Raw genomic sequence first — 23,895 nt, forward strand, 5'->3', positions numbered from 1 at the left:
TTTCTGGAACCTAAAAACAAATAACGTTGTAAGACCATCTATTCGTCACTGCTCTTTTATAACCGGAGTTTCCGGTGGGCTTTTAAATGCCCCTTTCCACATCCTGTAAGATCAAAGGGTGTCGCCGATTGACAGGCGACCGCAAAAACTTTTACGCTCGATTCCGGCGAAGGAGTGAACCAAATGAATATTATTAAAATGTCCTGGCTTAGCGCGTATGCTTTCTCCTTTGCGTTCTGGTCTGCGGCGGTGTGGATAACGCTATAATTTGAATTAAATCACCTCTTTCTGATGCCTCGTGTTTTCACGGGGCATTTTCGTTTTCGGCGATTGTAGCAATTTGTGTTGTAATCAAAACGTTAACGAATTTGTGGTCTATCTTTAACATAAACCTTTGTCTCACTAAGGTTTAAGACCATGAACGAAAAAGGAGGAGCTATGTCGTCTACCCTACGCGAGCTGAGTCAGGAAATACTGCAGGTCGACACCAACAAATATCACATCTTCAGTCTTCCCCGTGCGGCTCAACATCTCGGCAACATCGATAGCCTGCCCAAATCTCTTAAAGTTCTGCTGGAAAACTTACTGCGCTGGCAGGATGGCGACTCTGTCACCACAGAGGACATCCAGGCGCTGGTTGACTGGCAGAAAGATGCTCACGCCGACCGTGAAATCGCCTACCGGCCAGCCCGCGTATTAATGCAGGACTTCACCGGCGTGCCGGCCGTGGTCGACCTGGCGGCCATGCGCGAAGCGGTGAATCGTCTGGGCGGCGATGTCGCCAAAGTGAATCCGCTGTCGCCTGTCGATCTGGTTATCGACCATTCGGTCACCGTGGACCATTTTGGTGATGATGACGCTTTTGAAGAGAACGTCCGGCTGGAGATGGAGCGTAACCATGAGCGCTACGTTTTCCTTCGCTGGGGTCAGAAAGCGTTTGATAAATTCCGCGTCGTACCGCCGGGAACCGGCATCTGCCATCAGGTCAACCTGGAATATCTTGGCAAGGCGATCTGGCATGAAACCCTCAATGGCGAAGAGTATGCCTGGCCCGACACGCTGGTCGGTACCGATTCACACACCACCATGATCAACGCGCTCGGCGTGCTGGGATGGGGAGTAGGGGGCATCGAAGCTGAAGCAGCCATGCTGGGTCAGCCTGTCTCCATGCTGATCCCGGATGTGGTTGGTTTTAAACTTACCGGCAAACTGCGCGCAGGCATTACCGCAACCGACCTCGTTCTGACCGTCACTCAGATGCTGCGTAAGCATGGCGTCGTCGGCAAATTCGTTGAGTTTTACGGTGACGGCCTGGCCGACCTGCCGCTGGCCGACCGTGCGACCATCGCCAACATGGCACCTGAGTATGGCGCCACCTGCGGATTCTTCCCGGTCGACGATGTCACGCTTAGCTACATGACGCTGACCGGACGTGATGCCGATCAGGTCGCCTTAGTAGAAGCCTATGCTAAAGCGCAGGGTCTGTGGCGCAATCCCGGCGATGAGCCGCGTTTCACCAGTACCCTGGCACTGGATATGAACGAGGTGGAGTCGAGCCTGGCCGGACCGAAACGTCCGCAGGACAGGGTGTCGCTGGGCGATGTGCCCGCCGCGTTTGATGCCAGCAACGAGCTGGAAGTGAATCAGGCGCAAAAACCGCACAAAAATGTTGAGTATACCGACAGCGACACTGGCCTGACTCACACACTGACCGATGGCGCGGTGGTGATCAGTGCGATTACCTCCTGTACCAACACCTCTAACCCAAGCGTACTGATGGCGGCCGGTTTACTGGCGAAGAAAGCGGTAGAGCGTGGTCTGAAACGTCAGCCGTGGGTCAAAGCCTCGCTGGCACCCGGTTCCAAAGTGGTTTCCGATTATCTGGCCGTCGCGCAGCTGACCTCGTATCTCGACGAGCTGGGCTTTAACCTGGTGGGCTATGGCTGCACCACCTGTATCGGTAACTCCGGTCCGCTGAAAGATGAGATTGAGTCTGCGATCAAAGCGGGCGATCTCACGGTCGGTGCCGTTTTATCCGGTAACCGCAACTTTGAAGGCCGTATTCATCCGCTGATTAAAACCAACTGGCTGGCTTCGCCGCCGCTGGTGGTGGCTTACGCGCTGGCGGGTAACATGAAGATCAACCTGCAGACGGAGCCGCTGGGCCACGACAGGCAGGGCCAGCCGGTCTATCTGAAAGATATCTGGCCGTCGCCGGAAGAGATAGCCACAGCCGTGCAGCAGGTCACCAGTGATATGTTCCACAAAGAGTACGCCGAAGTCTTCGATGGCACGCCAGAGTGGCAGGCGATCAGGGTCAGTGAAGCGGCAACGTACGACTGGGATGAAGGTTCGACCTACATCCGCCTGTCGCCGTTCTTTGATGATATGGAGAAAGAACCTAAGCCGGTGCAGGATATTCGCGGTGCGCGGGTGCTCGCATTACTGGGCGATTCTGTCACCACGGACCATATCTCGCCAGCGGGCAGCATTAAAGCGGAAAGTCCCGCCGGACGCTATCTGCTGTCACACGGCGTTGAGCGCAACGACTTTAACTCTTATGGGTCGCGTCGCGGTAATCATGAAGTGATGATGCGCGGCACGTTCGCCAATATTCGTATCCGCAATGAGATGGTGCCAGGCGTGGAGGGCGGCTATACCCGACACTATCCAAGTGGCGAACAGCTGGCCATCTACGATGCGGCGATGAAATATCAGGCGGAAGGCGTGCCGCTGGCGGTCATTGCAGGTAAGGAGTACGGCTCTGGCTCGAGCCGCGACTGGGCTGCTAAAGGGCCACGTCTGCAGGGGGTAAGGGTCGTCATTGCCGAATCGTTTGAGCGTATTCACCGCTCTAACCTGATTGGGATGGGCATTCTGCCTCTGGAGTTCCCGCAGGGCGTGACCCGCAAAACTCTGGGGCTGACCGGTGAAGAGCGCATTGACGTGGAAGATCTTCAGGCACTGACGCCAGGCTGCAGCGTGAAAGTCACGCTGACCCGTGCTGACGGCAGTAAAGAAGAGCTGGACACCCGTTGTCGCATCGATACCGGTAATGAGCTGACCTATTACCGCAACGACGGCATCCTGCACTACGTCATCCGCAACATGCTGGACTGACAAAAAAGCCGGGTATAACCCGGCTTTTTCATTTATGACTTCGGCAGCAGATGCCCCATCTTTTCCGCTTTCGTATCCAGATAGTGCGCATTCTTCGGATTACGTCCCACGACCAGCGGCACACGTTCAACAATGTTGATCCCGGCTTCGCTGAGGATCTCCACTTTGCGCGGATTGTTGGTCAGAAGACGCACTTCATTCACGCCCAGCAGTTTGAACATATCTGCGCACAGGGTGAAGTCGCGCTCATCGGCGGCAAAGCCAAGCTGATGGTTCGCTTCTACGGTGTCATAACCTTTATCCTGCAACGCATAGGCGCGGATCTTATTCAGCAGACCAATGTTACGGCCTTCCTGACGGTGATAGAGCAGCGCGCCGCGACCTTCTTCTGCGATGGCATTGAGCGCGGCTTCCAACTGAAAACCACAGTCGCAACGCAGGCTGAAGAGTGCATCGCCGGTCAGGCATTCGGAGTGAACGCGCGCCAGTACCGGCTCGTTGTCATTAATATCGCCAAAGACCAGTGCAACATGGTCATGTCCGGTTGCCAATTCTTCAAAACCAACCATCAGGAAATCTCCCCATGGCGTGGGCAGTTTGGCTTCTGCCACCCGTTTAAGCTGCATGTGACTCTCCAGAACCTTCAGAGGATGCACTATCATCATGATAGCGCACAGGCCAGTGTGGCCTGACAAACGTGCAATATTGTGCCACAACCCGGAAGCGGGCTGGTAATCTCTGAGACCAATTGCAGTGATAAAGCACAATTATCCAATCGGCAACGGTTATGTTATTCTTTTTTAAGCTAAAGTTATGCAAATGTTGCCATTTGACACCAGGATAAGGGAAGAGGATGTTTAAGATTTCGCGTCGTACCACCTTCGGAATGCTGCTATTGCTCATCATGCCGGTTGCCGTCTGGCTTACCGGCTGGCGCTGGCAGCCAGGTGAAAGCAATGCGCTGCTGAAAGGTCTCTTCTGGATGACGGAAACCGTCACCAATCCGTGGGGTATTGTCACCAGTGTGCTGCTGAGCGCCTGGATGCTCTGGTGCCTGCGCTTTCGCCTGAAGCCCGCCATCCTGCTGCTGCTGATCATGAACGCCACTATTCTGGCGGGACAATACACCAAATCCTTTATCAAAGAGCAGATTCAGGAGCCGCGTCCCTATGTGATCTGGCTGGAGCAGCATCACGGGCTGGATGAGAAAACTTTCTACGAGCTGAAGCGTAAACAGCGTGGTGAGATGGTGACGTCACTGATTGCCGATGAAACGCAGATTCCGGGCTGGCTGAAACGACACTGGGCGTTTGAAACCGGCTTTGCTTTTCCGTCGGGGCATACCATGTTTGCCGCCAGCTGGGCACTGCTGGCACTGGGACTGCTCTGGCCGCGTAGGCATTATAAAACTGTGGTGGTGATTTTCCTGTGGGCGACGGGCGTGATGGCGAGCCGCCTGCTGCTGGGCATGCACTGGCCACGCGATCTGGCGATGGCAACCGTGCTCTCCTGGTTGCTGGTCACCGTTGCGACCTGGCTGGCACAGCGCTTCTGCGGCCCGCTGACGCTACCGCCGGAAGAGCAAAAAGAGGTGGCACAGCGGGAGCCCTGATTGTAATTCACCCTTAAGACCCCATATTATTAGTCGGGCCTGCGCAAAAGCGACTCGCCCGATGCTGCTGGGAGCAGCATTTATGCTGGATTTTTGGCATAATTCTACCCGATAACCTCACAACAGGATGCACTGTGAAATATTTGCTGATTTTTTTAGTGGTACTGGTCATTTTTATCATTTCCGTCACCTTAGGCGCGCATAACGATCAGGTCATTACTTTTAACTATCTGCTGGCGCAGGGTGAGTTCAGCATCTCGACCTTACTGGCATCACTGTTTGGCGCAGGTTTTGTGCTTGGCTGGGTCATCTGCGGGCTGTTCTGGTTGCGGACCCGTGTTTCACTGGCCAATGCCAACCGGAAAATTAAGCGTATGCAGACGCAAATTGAGCAGAGCACCGCCCTGGCGACCACGCCATCTTCTCCGGCTGGCCGGGAATAATCCTCAATGCATGAATTGCTGTTTCTGTTACTGCCGGTTGCGGCTGCCTATGGATGGTATATGGGCCGCCGCAGCGCGCATCAGGATAAGCAACAGGAAGCCAACCGGCTGTCACGTGAATATGTGGCGGGCGTCAATTTCCTGCTCTCAAATCAGCAGGACAAAGCGGTCGATCTGTTCCTTGATATGCTGAAAGAGGACAGCGGCACGGTAGAGGCACATCTGACGCTGGGTAACCTGTTCCGATCGCGCGGAGAAGTCGACCGCGCTATCCGTATCCATCAGGCATTAATGGAAAGTGCTTCCCTGAGCTACGAGCAGCGTCTGCTTGCCGTTCAGCAGCTGGGTCGCGACTATATGGCGGCGGGCTTATATGACCGCGCAGAAGATATGTTTAAGCAGCTCACCGATGAAACGGATTTTCGTATCGGCGCGCTGCAGCAGCTGTTACTGATTCACCAGGCCACCAGTGACTGGCAACAGGCCATCGAGGTCGCAGAACGCCTGGTTAAGCTCGGCAAAGAGAAGCAGAAAGGCGAAATTGCTCACTTCTACTGTGAACTCGCACTGCAAGCGATGAGCAGCGACGATCTGGATCGTGCGATGAGCCTGCTGAAGAAAGGGGAGGCGGCCGACCGCAACAGCGCACGCATCTCCATTATGATGGGCCGTATTCTGATGGAAAAAGAAGACTTCGCCAGAGCGGTGGGTCATCTGCAGCGCGTGCTGGATCAGGATAAAGAGCTGGTGAGTGAAACGCTGGGCATGCTGGAGACCTGTTTCCAGCGGCTCAATCAGCCTGACGCCTGGGCAGACTTTCTGCAGCGCTGTGTGGAACAGAACACCGGCGCGGCAGCGGAACTTTATCTTTCAGACATCCTTGAACAGCAGCAGGGCGCTGAAGCGGCACAAAATTACATCAGTCGTCAGCTTGAGCGCCATCCGACGATGCGAGTCTTCCATCGCCTGATGGATTTAAATCTGCGTGAAGCCGAAGATGGCCGGGCCAAAGAGAGTCTGATGGTGCTGCGCGACATGGTGGGTGAACAGATTCGCACCAAGCCACGCTATCGCTGCCAGAAGTGTGGTTTTACCGCACATGCACTTTACTGGCACTGTCCATCCTGCCGGACGTGGTCTTCAGTGAAGCCCATCCGTGGTCTCGACGGCCAGTAAAGCGGCCGTTATAACTGAATTAACTTCACCCCATAATAGTTACAACATACTATATAGGCAATGATCAGCAGGCTTCGGCAGAGGTGCATTTATTGCCAGGCAGAGGGGCAATGGCGATTGTGATGGCCAGACACCGCAGGTAGAATGCTTGCCGTTTGTCAATCGCGCCTGCGGGTGCTCACTGCAGAGGAAATGCCATGCCTTCACCCCACAACGTGACCGCTTCGCCGATTCTGGTAGCGCTGGATTATCATGACCTCGACAGCGCGTTGCGTTTTGTCGACCAGATCGATCCCCGCAGTTGCCGCCTGAAAGTGGGCAAAGAGATGTTTACGCTGTTTGGTCCCGCGCTGGTTAACACTCTGCAGCAGCGCGGCTTTGAGCTGTTCCTCGATCTTAAATTCCATGATATTCCTAACACTACCGCGCATGCCGTGGCTGCCGCAGCCGATCTTGGCGTCTGGATGGTCAATGTGCATGCCAGCGGCGGGGCGCGGATGATGAATGCGGCGCGTGAGGCGCTGCTTCCCTTTGGTAAAGATGCGCCCCTGCTGATTGCGGTGACCGTACTGACCAGCATGGATACCGACGATCTCCGAGAGCTGGGCATTACGCTTTCCCCTGCCGAACAGGCAGAGCGACTGGCGAAGCTGACCCAGTCGTGCGGACTGGATGGTGTGGTCTGTTCTGCACATGAAGCGGTCCGCTTCAAACAGGCTCTGGGTCAGGAGTTTGCGCTGGTCACGCCGGGGATTCGTCCGGCAGGCAGCGATGCCGGCGATCAGCGTCGTATCATGACACCGCAGCAGGCGAAGCTGGCGGGCGTAGACTATATGGTTATCGGGCGTCCGATTACGCAGTCCGCCGATCCCGCCGCCGCCCTGCAGGCGATCCTGGACAGTCTGGAGACACAATAATGGCGAATGACAATCCACTGGTTTACTCAACCGACAGCGGGCGCATCACGCAGCCTGAGCCAAAAGCGGAACGGCCAAAAGGGGATGGTGTTGTGCGGATCCAGCGTCAGACCAGCGGACGCAAGGGCAAAGGCGTCTGCCTGATCACCGGCATCGACCTGGATGATGCGTCTCTGACGTTGCTGGCAGCTGAACTGAAAAAGAAGTGTGGCTGTGGCGGTTCGGTAAAAGAGGGCGTTATTGAGATTCAGGGCGATAAACGCGATTTACTGAAAACGCTGCTGGAAGCCAAAGGGATGAAGGTCAAACTGGCGGGTGGATGAATAAAAAATCGGGCTACCAGAGTAGCCCGATTGTCATGCAGATGCTTAGCGTAGCCGATTATTCTTTTAATAAGGTCCTTAGTGGACCTGATGACCGATAATGCCACCGACAGCGGCGCCGCCGACTGTGCCAAGTGCGCTACCATTGGTCAATACTGAACCACCAATTGCGCCCGCGCCCGCGCCAATCGCGGTGTTGCGGTCACGTTTAGACCAGTTAGAACAGCCGCTCAGTGCAACAGCTAACGTGGTCGCCAGTACAACGGCAGTGATTCGTTTCATTGTTGTTGTCATACACTTCTCCTTTGATGTGCTCACAGAGGCAACACTCTTAGTATAGCTCCGATATTTCCTCAGCCCGCTTGTGTCGCATCATTGCCGCATCCGTGACGGCATCGAAATGTGATCACCATGGACAAACCGTTTGTAGCGGGTGAGGCGCAATGCCGGACCCGACAGGTCCACGCATTGCCTGAGAAGATTCTAAGCATTCTGGATAAATTCCGAAGATAGAAAACTCTTAAATCACCACACATTTTTCGATTCACAGCCATTCCTTCTGCGTTTATAGCCATTTGCTCCATAACCCTTTGGCGTCTGACTCCGCAAAATTCAGGGACGATTGTCAGCAGGAGAAAAGGCATGCTGGAACACCTTAAACAACAGGTTCTGGAAGCGAATCTGGATTTACCCAAATATAACCTGGTGACCTTCACCTGGGGCAATGTCAGTGCGGTTGATCGCGAACAGGGCGTGCTGGTGATTAAACCGTCTGGCGTAAGCTATGACGTGATGAAACGCGACGACATGGTGGTGGTGGATCTGGCGACTGGTGAGGTGGCAGAAGGGGATAAACGACCCTCATCGGACACGGCGACGCACCGCGCGCTCTATCTTGCCTGGCCTGAGGTAGGCGGTATTGTCCATACTCACTCGCGGCATGCCACTATCTGGGCACAGGCCGGACGCCCCATTCCGGCCTGGGGAACCACCCACGCTGATGATTTCTATGGCGAGATCCCCTGTACCCGCGCCATGCGCAATGAAGAGATTCAGCACGACTACGAGTGGAATACCGGCCAGGTGATCATCGAGACCTTCGCGCAGCGTGAATTGTCACCCTCGGCGATCCCGGCGGTGCTGGTCAATTCCCATGGCCCCTTTGCGTGGGGGAAAGATGCCCACGCCGCCGTGCACAGCGCCGTCGTGCTGGAAGAGGTGGCCTACATGGGGCTGTTCAGCCAGCAGCTGACCGCTAACCTCCCGCCTATCAATCAGACGCTGCTTGACCTGCACTATCTGCGAAAGCATGGCGAGAATGCCTGGTATGGCCAGAAATAACAGGCGGGACGCAATAGCGTCCCGTTTTTTTGGTCTCTTTTGAGACTGGTATGGCGAACCGCATCATAGTTAACAAAACAACTTATCAAAAAAATAAAACAGTGTTTCATTTTATCGAATCGATCACTGTTTTGGTCACCTCAAGTCACTACTTTGCCTGCATCGCCTTCGGGCACTTCCAGCTCCACCCTCTGGCATAGCAAAGGTGACATTCATATGCACATCAAACGGACAATAGATAAAATTCCGGGCGGCATGATGCTCGTACCGCTGTTTATCGGCGCACTCTGCCATACGTTCTCACCAGGGGCCGGGAAATATTTCGGTTCTTTCACCAACGGTCTGATGACCGGCACCGTGCCCATCCTGGCCGTCTGGTTCTTTTGTATGGGGGCGTCGATAAAACTCAGCGCCACCGGAACGGTACTGCGTAAATCAGGCACGCTGGTGCTTACCAAAATTGCCGTGGCATGGGTGGTAGCGGCGATCGCCTCGCGGGTGATGCCGGAAAATGGCGTAGAAGTGGGGATATTTGCCGGCTTATCGACGCTGGCGCTGGTCGCCGCGATGGATATGACCAATGGCGGTCTTTATGCCTCCATCATGCAACAGTACGGTTCGAAAGAGGAAGCGGGCGCCTTTGTATTGATGTCGCTGGAGTCCGGGCCATTGATGACCATGGTGATTCTGGGCACCGCCGGCATCGCCTCATTCGAGCCGCACGTGTTTGTCGGCGCTGTCCTGCCGTTTGTGGTCGGATTTGCATTAGGGAATCTTGATCCGGAGTTGCGCGACTTCTTCGGAAAAGCGGTACATACGCTGATTCCCTTCTTCGCTTTTGCCCTGGGTAACACCATTAACCTTGGGGTGATTGCGGAAACCGGTCTGCTGGGCATCATGCTGGGCATAGCCGTCATCATCATTACCGGCATCCCGCTTATTCTGGCCGATCGGCTGATTGGCGGGGGAGATGGCACGGCTGGCGTGGCCGCATCCAGTACGGCAGGCGCGGCGGTGGCCACACCGGTGCTGATTGCCGAAATGCTGCCGCAGTTTAAACCGGTTGCCCCGGCAGCCACGGCGCTGGTTGCCACGTCCGTGATTGTGACCTCTATGCTGGTGCCCATCATCACCGCCATCTATTCAAAACGTCTTAAGCGTCTTCATGTTGCCGTCGGGCAGCGTGCCGCTATTAAGTAACCCGCCTAATCAATCCCCGACGCGCCAGTCGGGGATCACTCTGGATTTTGTGTTGTAAATCAATCTCTCATTTGGTCTGGCCTCACTCTGCATTACGCTGATGTGGCGTATTTAACGCATCAAAATATAAACAGAGGATGAGACAATGACAGTTATTAACCAAGCAACGTGCAGATTATTTACCGAAGTCGGCAACACCACGCAGTTAGTCGCCTATTACGAAGAAGGGCGTCGTACCATGTGGATGATGCTGCGCGCTCAGCCCCGTCCGAGCTTCAACCACGAACTGATTGAGGAGATCATGAACCTGAGCTATGCCGCTCAGCGCTCCGGTATGCCAATCGATTTCTGGGTCACCGGCTCACTGGTGCCGCAGATGTTCAACGCCGGTGGCGATCTGCGCTTCTTCGTCGAGTGCATTCGCAACAACCGCCGTGAGGCGCTGCGGGCCTATGCTCGTGCCTGTGTGGACTGCATCCACTCAGCAGCACGCGGTTTCGACACCGGCGCGGTGACGCTGGCGATGATTGAAGGCAGTGCGCTGGGCGGTGGATTTGAAGCGGCGCTGGCGCATCACTTCATTCTGGCGCAGAACAACGCGCGGATGGGCTTCCCGGAAATTGCCTTTAACCTGTTTCCTGGTATGGGTGGCTACTCGCTGGTGGCGCGTCGTTCCGGCATGAAGCTGGCAGAGGAGTTAATCTGTGAAGGGGAGTCCCATAGCGCGGAGTGGTATGAGACGCGCGGACTGGTGGATAAAGTCTTCCAGCCTGGCGACAGCTACCGCGCCACACGCACCTTTATTGATACGTTACGGCCTAAGCTCAATGGCGTGCGGGCGATGCTGAAAGCGCGTCAGCGCGTGCTGCAACTGTCACGCGCTGAGCTGATGGATATCACTGAGGATTGGGTTGACTATGCTTTCACTATCGAACCCAAAGATATTGCTTATATGGAACGCCTGGTACAGTTACAAAACCGCCACAGCGCATCACTGCGTAAAGCGGGTTAATCTTAACCAGCGTTAAACGCGGGCAGGATGCTTAGCCAGCCAATGCCCAAATTGTTCCGCGGGCATTGGTTTTGCGTAATAGTAACCCTGACGCCCATCGACACCACTTTTGAGGACAAACTTCTCTTCATCCGGGGTCTCAATACCCTCAGCAATGACCTGCAAATCGAGCGCCTTGGCGACGGCGACGATAGCGCGCACCAGCGATTGTGAAACCGGCTGCTTGTTAATATCGCGGATAAAGCTCTGGTCGAGTTTGATGGCATTGATTGGCACGCGTGCCAGTTGAGAAAGCGAGGAGTAACCGGTGCCAAAGTCATCCAGGTGCACCTGTGCGCCCAGTTCCTGAAACTGCTTCATCAGCTTCAGCGCTTCAGTTTCATTCTCAATCAGGCAGCTTTCGGTCAGCTCAATATCGATGGGGCAGTCGGTGATATTAGCCTCGTGCAGCGCCTGTTTCAGGTCAGTGTAGATGCTCTGATCAATCAGCTGACGAGCCGAAACGTTGACGGCGACGCGCAGAAAAATGCCCTGCTCACGCCAGGCGATAATCTGCTTCAGCACGTTGAGCATGACCCAGCGTCCCAGCGGCACAATCAGCCCTGACTCTTCAGCATAGGGAATAAAGTCAGCGGGCGAGACCAGACCACGCTCTGGTGAGTTCCAGCGCACCAGTGCTTCAGCGCTGCGGACCTGGCCGTCGCTGTCGATTTTTGGCTGATAGTGCACCAGCAGATGATCCAGTTCCAGCGCCTTGCGCAGGTTAGTATCCAGCCACAGATACTCAAAGACCCGCTGGTTCATCTCTGCCGCAAACACGCAGAACTTGCCGCGCCCGTTCTCTTTGGCGTGATACATCGCGGTGTCTGCGTTGCGAATCAGGCTCTCGCGGTCGTCGCCATGCAGCGGCGCAAAAGCGATGCCAATTGAACAGCCGCTGTAAACTTCGATTAGCCCGATACGGAAAGGCTGACGCAGCCGCTCAAGAATGCGGGAAGACATCGCTTCCAGTGCAGCCTGACTGGTGTGCTCAGCCAGCACCACAAATTCGTCGCCACCCAGACGGCCCAGGGTCTGGTCTTTACCCAGACAGCTGAGGATGGCCAGTGAAACTGCCTGCAGTAACTGATCGCCGAACATATGACCGTAGGCGTCGTTCACTTTTTTAAAATTATCGAGGTCGAGATAAACCACGCCGGTCTCATCCCCCTCGGATCGCTCCAGCGCCAGGCTAATCTGTTGATGAATGGCGTTGCGATTGGGTAAACCGGTCACCGTGTCGGTGTTTGCCAGCACCCGCAGGCGTTCCTGGGCGCGTCGCTCCTCGGTGATGTCTGTGCCAGAACAGATGAGGAAAATTTCATTTTTGCCACTGCCGCTGTGAACAAACTTATTACGAAAAAGAAACAGTCGCTGACCTTTTTTGGTTTTGACCCAGCGCTCAACCTCATAAGAGTTACCGTCACGGAAGAAGCCCGCAATGTTGCGTCGTGACTGTGAGGCTTCCTGTTTGGTCATAAAAAGCTGAAAGACGTTACGGCCAATAACCTCGTGCTCATTCAGGCCGGTATATTCTTCACTCAGGCGGTTAAAACGCTGAATATTGCCGCGCTGATCGAGGATTACAATCACCGAATTAGCTTCAGAAACCACCTGTTCAGCGAACGACAGCCCCAGGGTTAAATCGCGGGCAACTGCAGACGTATCGCCCCAGGCAGAGGCGGTGCCGGCCCATGAAGCCTGATTCACTTTACGTCCGACAAAATGCATCGGCACATCAATGCCCTGAAGGGTCATAGTCAGATTGATGCTTGAGGTGATGACCGGCATCGCGCGGATCATTGCGGCCTGGCCGGGGGTCAGCGGCAGGGCGATATTGGTTTGTGATGACTCATCTTCGGCAAAATGCAACGCATCGCTGTCCGCGGTCAGACGCCAATGAGGGCTGGTTGTACCAAAAAGAGTGTACAACAACGTTTGCCCGTGTTCATCGGTCATGGAAACTTCCTCCGGGAAGTGCTCTGCAGGCGTTATCTCATTATTTTAGCAACAGTATTCATCATCTGACGCCAGCACAAGATGCAAACCAAATATATTTTTCCATCCAGATAAGAATGGCACAAAAAAGCCCCGGCGGTGCGGGGCTGTAGCGTGCGGTCAGCAGGGACATTTACCCAGTTTACCCGCCTGGCTGGGGAAGCGGGCGTCCAGGCAGTAACGATGGAAATCGCGCTCATTCATCGGCGGCTGGTCGGGATGATGCAGACGCATATGCTGCAGATATTTTTGATAATCCTGGACCCCGACCATTAAGCGGAAGCACTGTTGCAGACCGCGCCAGAATCCTCGCCAGCTGAGGGCCTGCGGCATCGGCGAAGCCGTCAGGTGGCAGCGGATAATCTGCCACTCACCCTGCGGACGATGGCCCTGATGAATGGCATCAGACATGACGCACCGCCTTGTTGCGCAGTGCCACCGGCGTCTCGCTGGTGGTCGGCACTGCACTGTTCAGCGCGCGACGAATCACAAAGAACGCGGCGACCAGCATCGTGACTGCCACCAGCATAAAGAAAGCGCACAGCGCCGCATTAATCTGATTGCTGAACACGATGGTCTGCATATCCGCCACGCTTTTTGCCGGCGCAATAATCACGCCTTCATCCAGCCCTTTGCGGAACTTATTCGCCTGGGCCAGGAAACCGATGGACGGTTTTTCGTGGAAAATTTTCTGCCAGCCCGCGGTCATCGAAGTGATAAACAGCCAGACGGTGGGCAGAATAGTCACCCAGGCGTAGCGCTGCTTTTTCATTTTGAACAGCACGACGGTGCCAAGAATCAGCGCCATCGACGCCAGCATCTGGTTGCCGATACCAAACAGTGGCCATAGGGTGTTGATGCCACCCAGTGGATCGACCACGCCCTGATAGACAAAGAAGCCCCAGCCCGCGACTGCGACGCTGGTGCCCGCCATGTTACCCAGCCAGGAACGGTTGTTCGCCAGAGAAGGCACCACGGTGCCTACCAGATCCTGCACCATAAAACGGCAGGCGCGGGTACCCGCATCGACAGCTGTCAGGATAAACAGCGCTTCGAACAGAATGGCGAAGTGATACCAGAACGCCATCATCGCCCGGCTGTTAAAGATCTCGGTAATGATGTGAGCCATACCTACAGCGAAAGTGGGCGCGCCGCCTGCGCGGGAGAGAATCGAGCCTTCACCCACGTCACGGGCGATGCCGCTCAGCATTTCTGGCGTCACGACAAAGCCCCAACCGTTGATCACCTGTGACGCGCTTTCAACGGTGGTACCAATCAGCGCGGCGGGTGAGTTCATGGCAAAGTAGACACCCGGATCCAGCACCGAGGCACAAATCAGCGCCATGATCGCCACAAACGACTCCATCAGCATGGCGCCATAGCCAATAAAGCGGATATGACTTTCCCGCTCCACCAGTTTTGGCGTGGTGCCGCTGGAAACCAGCGCATGGAAGCCGGAGATCGCGCCGCAGGCGATGGTAATAAACAGGAACGGGAACATCGCACCAGAGAAGACCGGACCGGTGCCGTCGATAAATTTGGTCACCGCTGGCATTTTCATCTCAGGCATCGCAAAGACAATGCCCACCGCCAGCCCGACAATCACGCCGATTTTAAGAAAGGTCGAAAGGTAGTCGCGCGGTGCCAGCAGCAGCCAGACCGGCAGCACCGAAGCAATAAAGCCGTAAATCACCAGTACCCAGGTCAGCGAGGTGCCTTTCAGGGTAAAGAAGGGGCCCCAGTAAGGATGCTGTGCCACGTCACCGCCATAAATAATCGCCGCCATCATCAGCACAAAGCCAATCAGTGACACTTCGGCAATTTTACCGGGCCGGATAAAGCGCATGTAAACGCCCATAAACAGCGCAATGGGAATAGTGGCCGCGATGGTAAACAGGCCCCACGGACTGTTCGCCAGCGCCTTCACGACAACCAGCGCCAGCGCCGACAGAATAATGATCATCACGCCCAGCGCGCCGAGCATCGTCACCACACCGGCAAACGCCCCCAGCTCCTGCCGCGCCATCTCGCCCAGCGAACGACCGTCACGGCGGGTGGAGATAAACAGGATCAGGAAATCCTGTACCGCGCCCGCCAGCATCACGCCGACCAGAATCCAGATGGTGCCCGGCAGAAAGCCCATCTGCGCCGCCAGAATCGGGCCGACCAGCGGACCGGCACCGGCAATAGCCGCAAAGTGATGACCAAACAGCACCCATTTATTGGTCGGGACATAATCGAGTCCGTCGCTCAGCCGCTCGGCGGGAGTCATCCGGCGATCGTCCAGTTCGAAGATATTGCGGGCGATAAACAGGCTGTAGAAGCGATACGCGATGCTGTAACAGGCGACAGCGGCTATCACCAGCCAGACTGCGTTGACGTGTTCGCCGCGGCTGAGGGCCAGCATGGCGAAAGCGCCTGCGCCGATTAACGCCACCACTAACCAGATGACACTGGTTTTGACGTTTTTCATGACTAACTCCTTGTAGGGACCGAGGGAAGACGATCGAAAACAACGAGTTAAACTTAATGTAATGGAATGTAAGTGAAAGTTAATCAGTGGAGAAGTGTGAAGCGGGGTACAAATTTAACGTTTTTGTAACGCGGACGGGGCGGGAACAGGCGGGATAACCGAAGTTATCCCGCCAGATTTATCGCTTAAACACGCCGTGTTCAGACGGCAGGACGGGCCACAACGCTGCGGGTTTCCATACGGACTTCGGCGATGGTCACATCAATTACGTCAGTTACGCGGTAAACCACTTCACCTTTAATCTGTACGCTGCCATTTTCCTGGCTGAGAACCAGCTCATCACGCACGGCGTGAATGAAGGGTGCCGGGATAAAGGCGACGGCGCCAAACTCGACCAGGCGAACGCGCATACCGCCGCGCGACACATCGATAATCTCAGCGCTGAAGCGACGGTCGGTGCCCGCAAACGGGGCCAGATAACGGGCGTAGAGCCAGTCGCCGACATCACGTTCCGCCATCCGGTTCAGGCGACGGCGTTCACTCATCGTCATCGTTACGGCATCATCCGGGCGGGCAATCTGCTCACCGCGAATAATCGCTTTCAGCAGACGATGGTTGATCATGTCGCCGAACTTACGAATCGGTGAGGTCCAGGTGGCGTACGCCTCCAGACCGAGGCCAAAGTGCGGGCCTGGCTCGGTGCTGATCTCCGCGAAGGTCTGGAAACGACGGATGCGGCTGTCGAGGAACTGGGTTGGCTGGGCATCAAGCTCACGACGCAGCACGCGGAAACCGTCCAGCGTGGTGATCGCCTGTGCATCCACGGTAATACCGTGATTGGCCAGCACGGCGGCGGCCTGCTCAGCATTGGTCGCATCGAAACCGGCATGGACGTTATAGATACCAAAGCCAAGACGGTCACGCAGCACTTTCGCCGCGCAGACGTTCGCCAGAATCATCGACTCTTCAACGATGCGGTTAGCGATACGGCGAGGTTCAGCCACGATCTCCAGCACTTCGCCTTTTTCACCCAGCAGGAAGCGGTAGTCCGGGCGATCTTTAAACACCAGCGCGTGGGTCTGACGCCATTCGCCGCGCGCCAGGCAGAGACGGTGCAGCAGACGAATCTGTTCCGCAATCGCCTCACTCTCCGGCTGCCAGCTGCCGCTGTTTTCCAGCCAGTCTGAGACGTCGTCGTAGGCCAGCTTGGCTTTGGACTCAATCCAGGCCGCAAAAAACTCGACGTTATCACTTAAGGTGCCATCGGCGGCCACCGTGACGCGGCAGGCCAGCGCCGGACGGCGCACATTCGGACGCAGCGAGCAGACATCATCAGAGAGTTCGCGCGGCAGCATCGGGATGTTGAAGCCCGGCAGATAGTTGGTAAATGCGCGCTGCGCCGCCAGCTTATCAAGCTGACTGCCTTCCGGCACGTAGGCGGTCGGGTCAGCAATGGCGATGGTCAAACGCAGGGCGCCATCATCCTGCGCTTCTACATAGAGCGCATCATCCATATCCTGGGTGCTGGCGCTATCGATGGTGACAAAATCCAGCGCGGTCAGATCTTCACGCGTCAGATTTTCATCCAGCATCTCGCCAAAGCTGACGTCAGGTGCTTCACGCTCAAGGTTATGACGCGACAGCGTCACCCACCACGGCGCCAGGTGGTCATCAGCTTTAACAATAAAATCGGTAAGTTCGGCATAAAAGCCGCGATCGCCCTTCAGGGGATGGCGACGCATTTCTGCCACGGCCCAGTCGCCATTTTCAAATGCATGGCTGACATCGCGCGCAGGGCGACACTGAATGGCATCTTTCAGCAGGGGATGATCCGGCACAATCGACAGGCGATCGTCTTTTTTCTGCACCCGGCCAACAAAGCGGCTCAGGAACGGTTCAATCAGGGTTTCCGGCTCAGCGCTTTCGCGATCTTTATCGCTGTGGATCACGGCGGTGATACGATCGCCATGCATGACTTTCTTCATCTGCGGTGGCGGAATGAAGTAGCTTTTTTGCGCATCGACTTCCAGAAAGCCGAAGCCTTTTTCGGTGCCTTTAACGACGCCTTCAGCACGAGGCGTTTGCGAATGGAGCTTCTCTTTCAGCTGCGCGAGCAGCGGGTTATCCTGGAACATAATTTTTACGTTTCGTTGGCTGATTGCGGCTGACAGTTTTACGCGAATCGACGCCGCGCGGCAAGGCAAAAAGCCGGACGAACCGGCTTTTCAGGGTGTGGCGAAGGCGCTATCAGGCGATGCGCTGATCGGCCAGTGCCTCAGAGAGTTCCAGCTTCACCGGCACCGATTTAGAGGTCGGTGTACCGCTGTCATCGCCAAAGCTGTTCAGCGGCACCAGCGGGTTGGTTTCCGGATAATAAGCCGCCAGGTTACCGCGCGGAATATTGTAGGGAACCAGTTTGAAGCCGCTGACGCGACGGGTGATGCCATCATTCCACAGCGTTTCGATATCAACATTCTGGCCTTCGGTGAAGCCCAGGTCTGCCATATCGTCCGGGTTAATGAACACCACTTCACGCTGACCAAACACGCCACGGTAACGGTCATCAAGGCCGTAAATAGTGGTGTTGTACTGGTCATGGGAACGCAGCGTCTGCAGCGTAAATGGCACGTCCTGATCCAGCGTCGGGAACAGCGAGGACGGTAGCGCCGACGCGTTGAACTCCGCTTTCTGGCTTGGCGTATTAAAGCGCAACTCTGCTGCTGCGTTGCCCAGATAGAAACCACCCGGGATATCGCATTTGGCGTTGAAGTCGGCAAAGCCCGGAATCGTCGCGGCAATGTGCTCACGGATCAGGTTGTAATCACCCGCCAGCTCGCGCCATTTCACTTTCTCATCACCCAGCACGGCCTGGGCGATACCCGCAACAATCGAAGTTTCTGAACGCTGTGTTTCCGCCAGCGGAATACCGATACCTTCAGAGGCGTGGACCATGCTGAAAGAGTCTTCCACGGTAATGAACTGATTGCCGGTTGCCTGGGTATCGCGCTCGGTGCGACCCAGCGTTGGCAGAATCAGCCCTTCGTGACCCGGCACCAGATGGCTGCGGTTCAGTTTGGTGCTGATATGCACGGTCAGACCACAGCGTGACAGCGCCTCTTCGGTGCGCGGTGAATCGGGCGCAGCCGCAGCCAGGTTGCCACCCAGCGCGATCAGCACTTTGACTTCATCACGCAGCATCGCGTTCAGCGCTTCAACGGTGTTGTGGCCTGGGGCACGCGGTGGCTCGAAACCAAAATGATTACCCAGCGCATCCAGGAAGGCTTTGGCCGGTTTCTCATCGATACCCATGGTGCGGTTGCCCTGCACATTACTGTGACCGCGAACCGGGCAGAGGCCTGCGCCTTTTTTGCCCAGCTGGCCAAACAGCAGTTGCAGGTTGGTGATCTCGCGAACCGTATCAACCGAATGCTTATGCTGAGTGATGCCCATTGCCCAGGTACAGATCACGCGGTCAGCGCTCTGGTAGATGGCAGCCGCTTCACGGATCTGCGCCTGAGTCAGGCCAGACTGCGCCACAATCTGCATCCAGCTGGTGTTATCCACCGCGTCGAGATAGGCCTCAATGCCGTTGGTTTTGGCATTAATAAAGGTCTGATCAAAAAGGCCACTTTCACCGGCGGCCAGACGCGCACGATGGGTCTCCAGCAGGGATTTCACCATGCCGCGCACTGCCGCCATGTCACCGCCCAGGTTTGGCTGGTAATAGGAGGAGCTGATGTTGCCGGCTTTCGACGTCACCACTTCCAGCGGTTTCTGCGGATCGGCAAAACGTTCCAGACCGCGCTCGCGCAGGGTATTGAAGGTGACGATCTTCGCGCCGTGATCGGCAGCGTGACGCAGGCTGTGCAGCATACGCGGATGGTTGGTGCCAGGGTTCTGCCCGAAGACAAAAATGGCATCAGCGTGATCGAAATCATCCAGGCGAATAGTGCCTTTGCCGACGCCAATGCTGCGCTTCAGCCCGGTGCCGCTGGCTTCGTGGCACATGTTGGAGCAGTCAGGGAAGTTGTTGGTGCCCATCAGGCGGCCAAACAGCTGATAAAGCCAGGAGGCTTCATTGCTGGCGCGACCGGATGTGTAAAGCTCCATCTGGTCCGGATGGTCCATCGCCTTGATGTGCTGCGCGATCAGTGCAAAGGCATCATCCCAGCTGATCGGCTCGTAGTGGTCGGTTTCCGCGTTGTAGCGTAGTGGATGGGTCAGACGCCCCTGATACTCCAGGAAGTAGTCACTCTGGGTATAAAGCGTTGTCACACTGTGCTTAGCGAAAAAATCGCTGTCGACCATGCGGCGTGTCGCTTCCCAGGTCACCGCTTTGGCGCCGTTTTCGCAGAAGCTGAAGGTACTTTTATTGTCATCACCCCAGGCGCAGCCCGGACAGTCAAAACCGCGTGCTTTGTTCATGCGCATCAGATTGCGCATATTTTTCAGGGCCGCTTTGCTGTCCAGAACGAAACGCGTGGTGGCTTCCAGTGAACCCCAGCCGCCCGCAGCCGCGCGGTAGGGTTTGATTTGGCGTTTAAATTTCATATTGAGTGCAGGCTTTTTATAGTAGGAATTATTGTTTGGTGTTTGTTATCAGGTTATAGCCTGATGGTGAAACAAAGTCTGCAGATATCCTCATACCTTGTCTAATTGATTGACTTAATGGTGCGATAGCTGGCGTTTATCGTGCATCGGCCAGAATTGTGATGGTGGTCAGATTTTACCCGCCTTTAACCGGCTGATAACGGGAGTTCTCCCCACAACAGGCTAATACTTGCTGTTCACTATCAGAGAGGGCGCGACTCCATGAAACAGCTGACCAGCCAGATCCATGCGTTTGGCAAAGCGTTGATGATGCCAATCTCGGTCATCGCTGCCGCGGGTATTTTCCTCGGGCTGGCGGCGGCGATGCAGAACCCGGCGGTGACCGGCGAGGCCTTTGCGCAGATGCAGGTGCCGCAGTTAATCATTGGATTTATCCGCAAGGTCGCCGGGGCGCTGTTTGCCAACCTGCCGGTCTTCTTTGCAGTGGCGAGCGCCATCGGACTGGCGAAAGCGGAAAAACCTACCGCCGCCTTTGCCGCGGTGATTGGCTATATCGTGATGAACGTGGGTATCAGTGCCACGCTGGCGGCGAAAGGGATCACCGCAGCCACTACTACACCCGCCGCGCTGCAGCAGGCGGGGATGGATCAGACCACCGCCATGATGACCTCGGCGGAGTACATCAACATGCTGGGCGTCTTCACCTACAACATGAGTGTGCTGGGCGGGGTAATTGCCGGTCTGATCACGGTGGCGCTGCACAATCGTTTCTATACCCAGCAGCTGCCCACGGCGATCAGCTTCTTTGGCGGACGGCGTTTTGTGCCGATCGTGACCGTGGTCTGTCTGCCGCTGATTGGGGTGTTGCTGGCGCTGGTCTGGCCCACCATCGGGCAGGGTATCGCCTGGATTGGCCAGATGATTGGCAAAAGCGGCCAGTATGGCGCGTTTCTGCTGGGGGCCTTTGAACGCATCCTGATCCCCACCGGCCTGCATCATATCCTCAACGAAACCGTGCGCTTCACGCCAATTGGCGGCATGGCGGTGGTCGATGGTCAGACGGTGGTCGGTGCGCTGAACATTTTCAATGCCTCGCTGACCCATCCGGGATCAATTCCCGATGAGACGCTGCGCACCGCCACGCAGTTTCTGGCACAGGGCAAGATTCCGGTGATGATGTTTGGTCTGCCCGCGGCGGCGCTGGCGATCTATCACACCGCGCGGCCCGAACATAAGCAACGGGTCAAAGCGCTGGTAATGGCGGGTGCGCTAACCTCATTTACCACCGGGATTACCGAGCCGCTGGAGTTCTGCTTTATTTTTGTCTCGCCGGTGCTCTATCTGCTGCATGCTTTTCTGACCGGCCTGTCGTTTATGCTGATGTCGATGCTGCATCTGATGATCGGCAACGTGCAGGGCGGCGTTATCGACCTGGTTGTATTCGGCATGCTGGGCGGCGCGAAAACCCACTGGTGGTGGACGCTGGCGCTGGGCGTCATCTATGCGCCGATCTACTACTATGCTTTCCGGCTGGTGATTACCCGGATGCATGTCGAAACGCCGGGCCGGGAGTCGGAGGATGAGAAACCGCAACAGGTTGCTGCGGATGAGCGGACGCAGGTGATTATCAGCGGACTGGGCGGGCCGGCCAATATCGAGGATGTCGATTGCTGCTTTACCCGTTTGCGGGTACGGGTCAAAGAGATGAATCAGGTGGTCGATCAGACGCTGATGAGCACCGGTGCTAACGGGGTTAATCGCGTCAGCGAGCATGACATTCAGGTGATCTACGGTCCTCAGGTCGAGAAGATCGCTAACGAAGTGAAAATGGCGCTAGGTGTCGCGTAACGACAGTTCTCTTCAGACTTGATTACTTCGCTAACCGTCCGGCGCCCGCAGGCGGTTAGCACCTCTTCCTGCTCATATACTGAACACTACCGTTCCGCTTATTGTAACTAAAAAAAGTACAGCCCTAATGGGGCGCACCTTTCTGCCGATATAGCGACTAATACTCCCTGTTTCGGAACATCGCGATGTCGTTAAAAAAGTCCTCCCTGATTATCTTTTCCTTCCTGCTGGCGTTGTTTCTTACCAGCGTGGCGATCAGTACCTGGCTGCTGATTCAGAGCAATCACTCCCTGAACGCGGTCAACAAAGAGATCCGCGTGGTGCTCTCGGTCATTGACCCGATCAACCACAGCCGTACGCTGCGTGTCCGCCTGATGGAGTACATGAAGGAGATTGAGGGCAGTGATGCCAGCAATCCCGCCACGCTGGACAGCGTGCGGACCGTGGCGGGTAAAGCCGATGCCGCCTTCCAGGCCTATATGAATGCGCCGCGTCTGCCGGGCGAAGAGGCGGAGGCAGAGGCCTACAGCCAGGCTTATCAGGCCTATCGTCAGCAGGGGTTGCAGCCGCTGATTGATGCCGCAGAGGCGCACGATCAGGTGCGTTTTAAAAATCAGATCCCGACCGTGGTTCGTCTGGATCGTCAGTATGAAATTATTCTGGACCGTGTTCTGGCCCAGCACGAAACTTACGCCAAAAAGCTCAACAGCGACGCTCAGAGTCACTTCACCTCTGGTATTACGTTGCTGGGTCTGTTTGGCGTGCTGTTTTTCGGCATCATCATCGCCATTTACATCTTCATGAAGCGCTATGTCCTTTCACCAATCAATGAAGCGCAGGAGCACTGTAAGCTGATTGCGGCGGGCGTGCTGGATGCCACAGTGCCGGTGAAACCGGGTTCACGCAGTGAAATTCAGATGCTGATGGGTTCGCTGGAGCAGATGCGCAGCGCGCTGACCGCCATTATTCTTCAGGTGCGTGATTCAACCCGCTCAGTCTCTACCGCCTCGCAGGAAATTGCGGCGGGCAACATCGATCTCGCCTCGCGCACTGAACAGCAGGCCGCTGCGCTGACGGAAACCGCAGCCAGCATGGAGCAGCTGGGCGCAACGGTGAAACAGAACACTGAAAACGTGTTTGAAGCCTGCCGCCTGACCAGTGAAGCGGTGAAAAACGCGGAAAGCGGCGAAAAAGTGTCGCAGGAAGTGGTGACATCGATGGCGCTGATCAACGCCAGCTCGAAGAAGATTGAGGAAATTACCACCGTTATCGACAGCATCGCCTTCCAGACTAACATTCTGGCGCTGAACGCAGCCGTCGAAGCCGCCCGTGCGGGTGAGCAGGGACGTGGTTTTGCGGTCGTCGCAGGAGAAGTGCGTAACCTGGCCCAGCGCAGCGCCACCGCAGCCAAAGAGATTGAAGGACTGATTGCAGAATCGGTCTCCATCATCCACGCCGGTTCCGATCAGGTCAGCCGGACCGGCGAGGCGATGAGTGCCATTATCTCATCGGTCAGCCGCGTGAATCTGCTGATGGAGCATATCTCTACCGCGTCTGATGAACAGAGTCGCGGCATCGGTCAGATCGAGCAGGCGGTTACCGAGATGGACAGCGTGACCCAGCAGAACTCGGCGCTGGTGCAAGAGTCTGCGGCGGCGTCGGCCTCACTGGAAGAGCAGGTGCAGTACCTGACGCAGTCGGTCTCGACTTTCCGTCTGGCAAACAGCTGACTGGTTCCCCGCGCGGCGTCCAGGCCGCGCGGGATCCTGAATGATGCGGTGATGCGCATCGTGAGGCAGAGAATAACGTGTTTGATTCAGCGCCTTGTGACGGCGGCAGAAT

Annotated in this window: 18 protein-coding genes; 11 read left to right on the forward strand and 7 right to left on the reverse strand. The window is 56.0% G+C overall.

Annotation, left to right across the window (positions count from 1 at the left end; all coding sequences use genetic code 11):
- Window positions 1–438 precede the first annotated feature (438 nt).
- Complete coding sequence (gene acnA / locus IV493_RS07980) at window positions 439–3,120, forward strand: aconitate hydratase AcnA (protein WP_095707126.1); 2,682 nt, start codon at window positions 439–441, stop codon at window positions 3,118–3,120.
- 32 nt (window positions 3,121–3,152) lie between these two features.
- Here acnA and ribA read toward each other — a convergent pair whose 3' ends face one another.
- Window positions 3,153–3,746: a GTP cyclohydrolase II gene (gene ribA / locus IV493_RS07985; protein WP_010244482.1), complete on the reverse strand. Its 594-nt coding sequence runs from the start codon at window positions 3,744–3,746 to the stop codon at window positions 3,153–3,155.
- Between the two features lie 227 nt (window positions 3,747–3,973).
- Here ribA and pgpB point away from each other — a divergent pair, with 227 nt between their 5' ends.
- The 5 genes from pgpB (at window position 3,974) to yciH (ending at window position 7,591) form a co-directional block, all read left to right on the forward strand.
- Window positions 3,974–4,732: a phosphatidylglycerophosphatase B gene (gene pgpB, locus IV493_RS07990; RefSeq protein ID WP_013358010.1), complete on the forward strand. Its 759-nt coding sequence runs from the start codon at window positions 3,974–3,976 to the stop codon at window positions 4,730–4,732.
- A gap of 134 nt (window positions 4,733–4,866) precedes the next feature.
- Complete coding sequence (locus IV493_RS07995; protein ID WP_013358009.1) at window positions 4,867–5,175, forward strand: LapA family protein; 309 nt, start codon at window positions 4,867–4,869, stop codon at window positions 5,173–5,175.
- 6 nt (window positions 5,176–5,181) lie between these two features.
- Window positions 5,182–6,351: a lipopolysaccharide assembly protein LapB gene (gene lapB / locus IV493_RS08000; RefSeq protein ID WP_033783240.1), complete on the forward strand. Its 1,170-nt coding sequence runs from the start codon at window positions 5,182–5,184 to the stop codon at window positions 6,349–6,351.
- Between the two features lie 197 nt (window positions 6,352–6,548).
- A complete protein-coding gene (pyrF, locus tag IV493_RS08005; RefSeq protein WP_187266210.1) occupies window positions 6,549–7,268 on the forward strand; it encodes an orotidine-5'-phosphate decarboxylase in 720 nt (239 codons plus the stop codon).
- Entirely contained in the window at window positions 7,268–7,591 is a 324-nt protein-coding gene (gene yciH / locus IV493_RS08010; RefSeq protein ID WP_033783236.1) for a stress response translation initiation inhibitor YciH, read from the forward strand. Before pyrF ends, yciH begins: the two co-directional genes overlap by 1 nt.
- A gap of 78 nt (window positions 7,592–7,669) precedes the next feature.
- On the opposite strand, the gene osmB is transcribed toward yciH, so the two are convergent.
- The gene (gene osmB / locus IV493_RS08015) at window positions 7,670–7,885 is read right to left on the reverse strand and encodes an osmotically-inducible lipoprotein OsmB (protein ID WP_003853848.1); all 216 of its coding nucleotides are present in this window, start codon (window positions 7,883–7,885) and stop codon (window positions 7,670–7,672) included.
- A gap of 348 nt (window positions 7,886–8,233) precedes the next feature.
- Between osmB and araD the strand changes: the two genes are divergently transcribed.
- The 3 genes from araD to IV493_RS08030 all read left to right on the forward strand — a co-directional run bounded on the left by araD (window position 8,234) and on the right by IV493_RS08030 (window position 11,144).
- Complete coding sequence (araD, locus tag IV493_RS08020; RefSeq protein ID WP_195858041.1) at window positions 8,234–8,932, forward strand: L-ribulose-5-phosphate 4-epimerase; 699 nt, start codon at window positions 8,234–8,236, stop codon at window positions 8,930–8,932.
- 216 nt (window positions 8,933–9,148) lie between these two features.
- A complete protein-coding gene (kdgT, locus tag IV493_RS08025; RefSeq protein ID WP_195858042.1) occupies window positions 9,149–10,132 on the forward strand; it encodes a 2-keto-3-deoxygluconate transporter in 984 nt (327 codons plus the stop codon).
- Between the two features lie 145 nt (window positions 10,133–10,277).
- Window positions 10,278–11,144 carry a crotonase/enoyl-CoA hydratase family protein gene (locus IV493_RS08030; RefSeq protein ID WP_195858043.1) on the forward strand — a complete coding sequence of 289 codons (867 nt, stop codon included), beginning with the start codon at window positions 10,278–10,280 and terminating at the stop codon, window positions 11,142–11,144.
- Between the two features lie 12 nt (window positions 11,145–11,156).
- On the opposite strand, the gene pdeR is transcribed toward IV493_RS08030, so the two are convergent.
- The 5 genes from pdeR to IV493_RS08055 all read right to left on the reverse strand — a co-directional run bounded on the left by pdeR (window position 11,157) and on the right by IV493_RS08055 (window position 20,205).
- The gene (pdeR, locus tag IV493_RS08035) at window positions 11,157–13,142 is read right to left on the reverse strand and encodes a cyclic di-GMP phosphodiesterase (RefSeq protein ID WP_013358003.1); all 1,986 of its coding nucleotides are present in this window, start codon (window positions 13,140–13,142) and stop codon (window positions 11,157–11,159) included.
- 159 nt (window positions 13,143–13,301) lie between these two features.
- Entirely contained in the window at window positions 13,302–13,592 is a 291-nt protein-coding gene (locus IV493_RS08040) for a YbdD/YjiX family protein (RefSeq protein WP_013358002.1), read from the reverse strand.
- Window positions 13,585–15,654: a carbon starvation CstA family protein gene (locus IV493_RS08045; RefSeq protein ID WP_033783234.1), complete on the reverse strand. Its 2,070-nt coding sequence runs from the start codon at window positions 15,652–15,654 to the stop codon at window positions 13,585–13,587. Before IV493_RS08045 ends, IV493_RS08040 begins: the two co-directional genes overlap by 8 nt.
- Before the next feature lie 200 nt (window positions 15,655–15,854).
- A complete protein-coding gene (locus IV493_RS08050; RefSeq protein ID WP_195858044.1) occupies window positions 15,855–17,789 on the reverse strand; it encodes an exoribonuclease II in 1,935 nt (644 codons plus the stop codon).
- Between the two features lie 112 nt (window positions 17,790–17,901).
- Complete coding sequence (locus IV493_RS08055; protein WP_110330353.1) at window positions 17,902–20,205, reverse strand: FdhF/YdeP family oxidoreductase; 2,304 nt, start codon at window positions 20,203–20,205, stop codon at window positions 17,902–17,904.
- A gap of 261 nt (window positions 20,206–20,466) precedes the next feature.
- Here IV493_RS08055 and IV493_RS08060 point away from each other — a divergent pair, with 261 nt between their 5' ends.
- Both IV493_RS08060 and IV493_RS08065 read left to right on the forward strand, forming a co-directional pair.
- Window positions 20,467–22,053 carry a PTS transporter subunit EIIC gene (locus IV493_RS08060; RefSeq protein ID WP_147789171.1) on the forward strand — a complete coding sequence of 529 codons (1,587 nt, stop codon included), beginning with the start codon at window positions 20,467–20,469 and terminating at the stop codon, window positions 22,051–22,053.
- A gap of 185 nt (window positions 22,054–22,238) precedes the next feature.
- Window positions 22,239–23,783, forward strand: coding sequence for a methyl-accepting chemotaxis protein (locus IV493_RS08065; protein WP_013357997.1), 1,545 nt, complete (start codon window positions 22,239–22,241; stop codon window positions 23,781–23,783).
- Window positions 23,784–23,895 lie beyond the last annotated feature (112 nt).

The sequence above is a fragment of the Pantoea sp. SM3640 genome (genome assembly GCF_015654165.1).
Lineage (GTDB): Bacteria > Pseudomonadota > Gammaproteobacteria > Enterobacterales > Enterobacteriaceae > Pantoea > Pantoea vagans.

Bases quoted from the DNA above. Each gene is read 5' to 3' on its own strand.
- acnA (WP_095707126.1), top strand. From the start codon at position 439: ATGTCGTCTACCCTACGCGAGCTGAGTCAGGAAATACTGCAGGTCGAC.
- ribA (WP_010244482.1), bottom strand. From the start codon at position 3,746: ATGCAGCTTAAACGGGTGGCAGAAGCCAAACTGCCCACGCCATGGGGA.
- pgpB (WP_013358010.1), top strand. From the start codon at position 3,974: ATGTTTAAGATTTCGCGTCGTACCACCTTCGGAATGCTGCTATTGCTC.
- lapB (WP_033783240.1), top strand. From the start codon at position 5,182: ATGCATGAATTGCTGTTTCTGTTACTGCCGGTTGCGGCTGCCTATGGA.
- pyrF (WP_187266210.1), top strand. From the start codon at position 6,549: ATGCCTTCACCCCACAACGTGACCGCTTCGCCGATTCTGGTAGCGCTG.
- yciH (WP_033783236.1), top strand. From the start codon at position 7,268: ATGGCGAATGACAATCCACTGGTTTACTCAACCGACAGCGGGCGCATC.
- osmB (WP_003853848.1), bottom strand. From the start codon at position 7,885: ATGACAACAACAATGAAACGAATCACTGCCGTTGTACTGGCGACCACG.
- araD (WP_195858041.1), top strand. From the start codon at position 8,234: ATGCTGGAACACCTTAAACAACAGGTTCTGGAAGCGAATCTGGATTTA.
- kdgT (WP_195858042.1), top strand. From the start codon at position 9,149: ATGCACATCAAACGGACAATAGATAAAATTCCGGGCGGCATGATGCTC.
- IV493_RS08030 (WP_195858043.1), top strand. From the start codon at position 10,278: ATGACAGTTATTAACCAAGCAACGTGCAGATTATTTACCGAAGTCGGC.
- pdeR (WP_013358003.1), bottom strand. From the start codon at position 13,142: ATGACCGATGAACACGGGCAAACGTTGTTGTACACTCTTTTTGGTACA.
- IV493_RS08040 (WP_013358002.1), bottom strand. From the start codon at position 13,592: ATGTCTGATGCCATTCATCAGGGCCATCGTCCGCAGGGTGAGTGGCAG.
- IV493_RS08045 (WP_033783234.1), bottom strand. From the start codon at position 15,654: ATGAAAAACGTCAAAACCAGTGTCATCTGGTTAGTGGTGGCGTTAATC.
- IV493_RS08050 (WP_195858044.1), bottom strand. From the start codon at position 17,789: ATGTTCCAGGATAACCCGCTGCTCGCGCAGCTGAAAGAGAAGCTCCAT.
- IV493_RS08055 (WP_110330353.1), bottom strand. From the start codon at position 20,205: ATGAAATTTAAACGCCAAATCAAACCCTACCGCGCGGCTGCGGGCGGC.
- IV493_RS08060 (WP_147789171.1), top strand. From the start codon at position 20,467: ATGAAACAGCTGACCAGCCAGATCCATGCGTTTGGCAAAGCGTTGATG.
- IV493_RS08065 (WP_013357997.1), top strand. From the start codon at position 22,239: ATGTCGTTAAAAAAGTCCTCCCTGATTATCTTTTCCTTCCTGCTGGCG.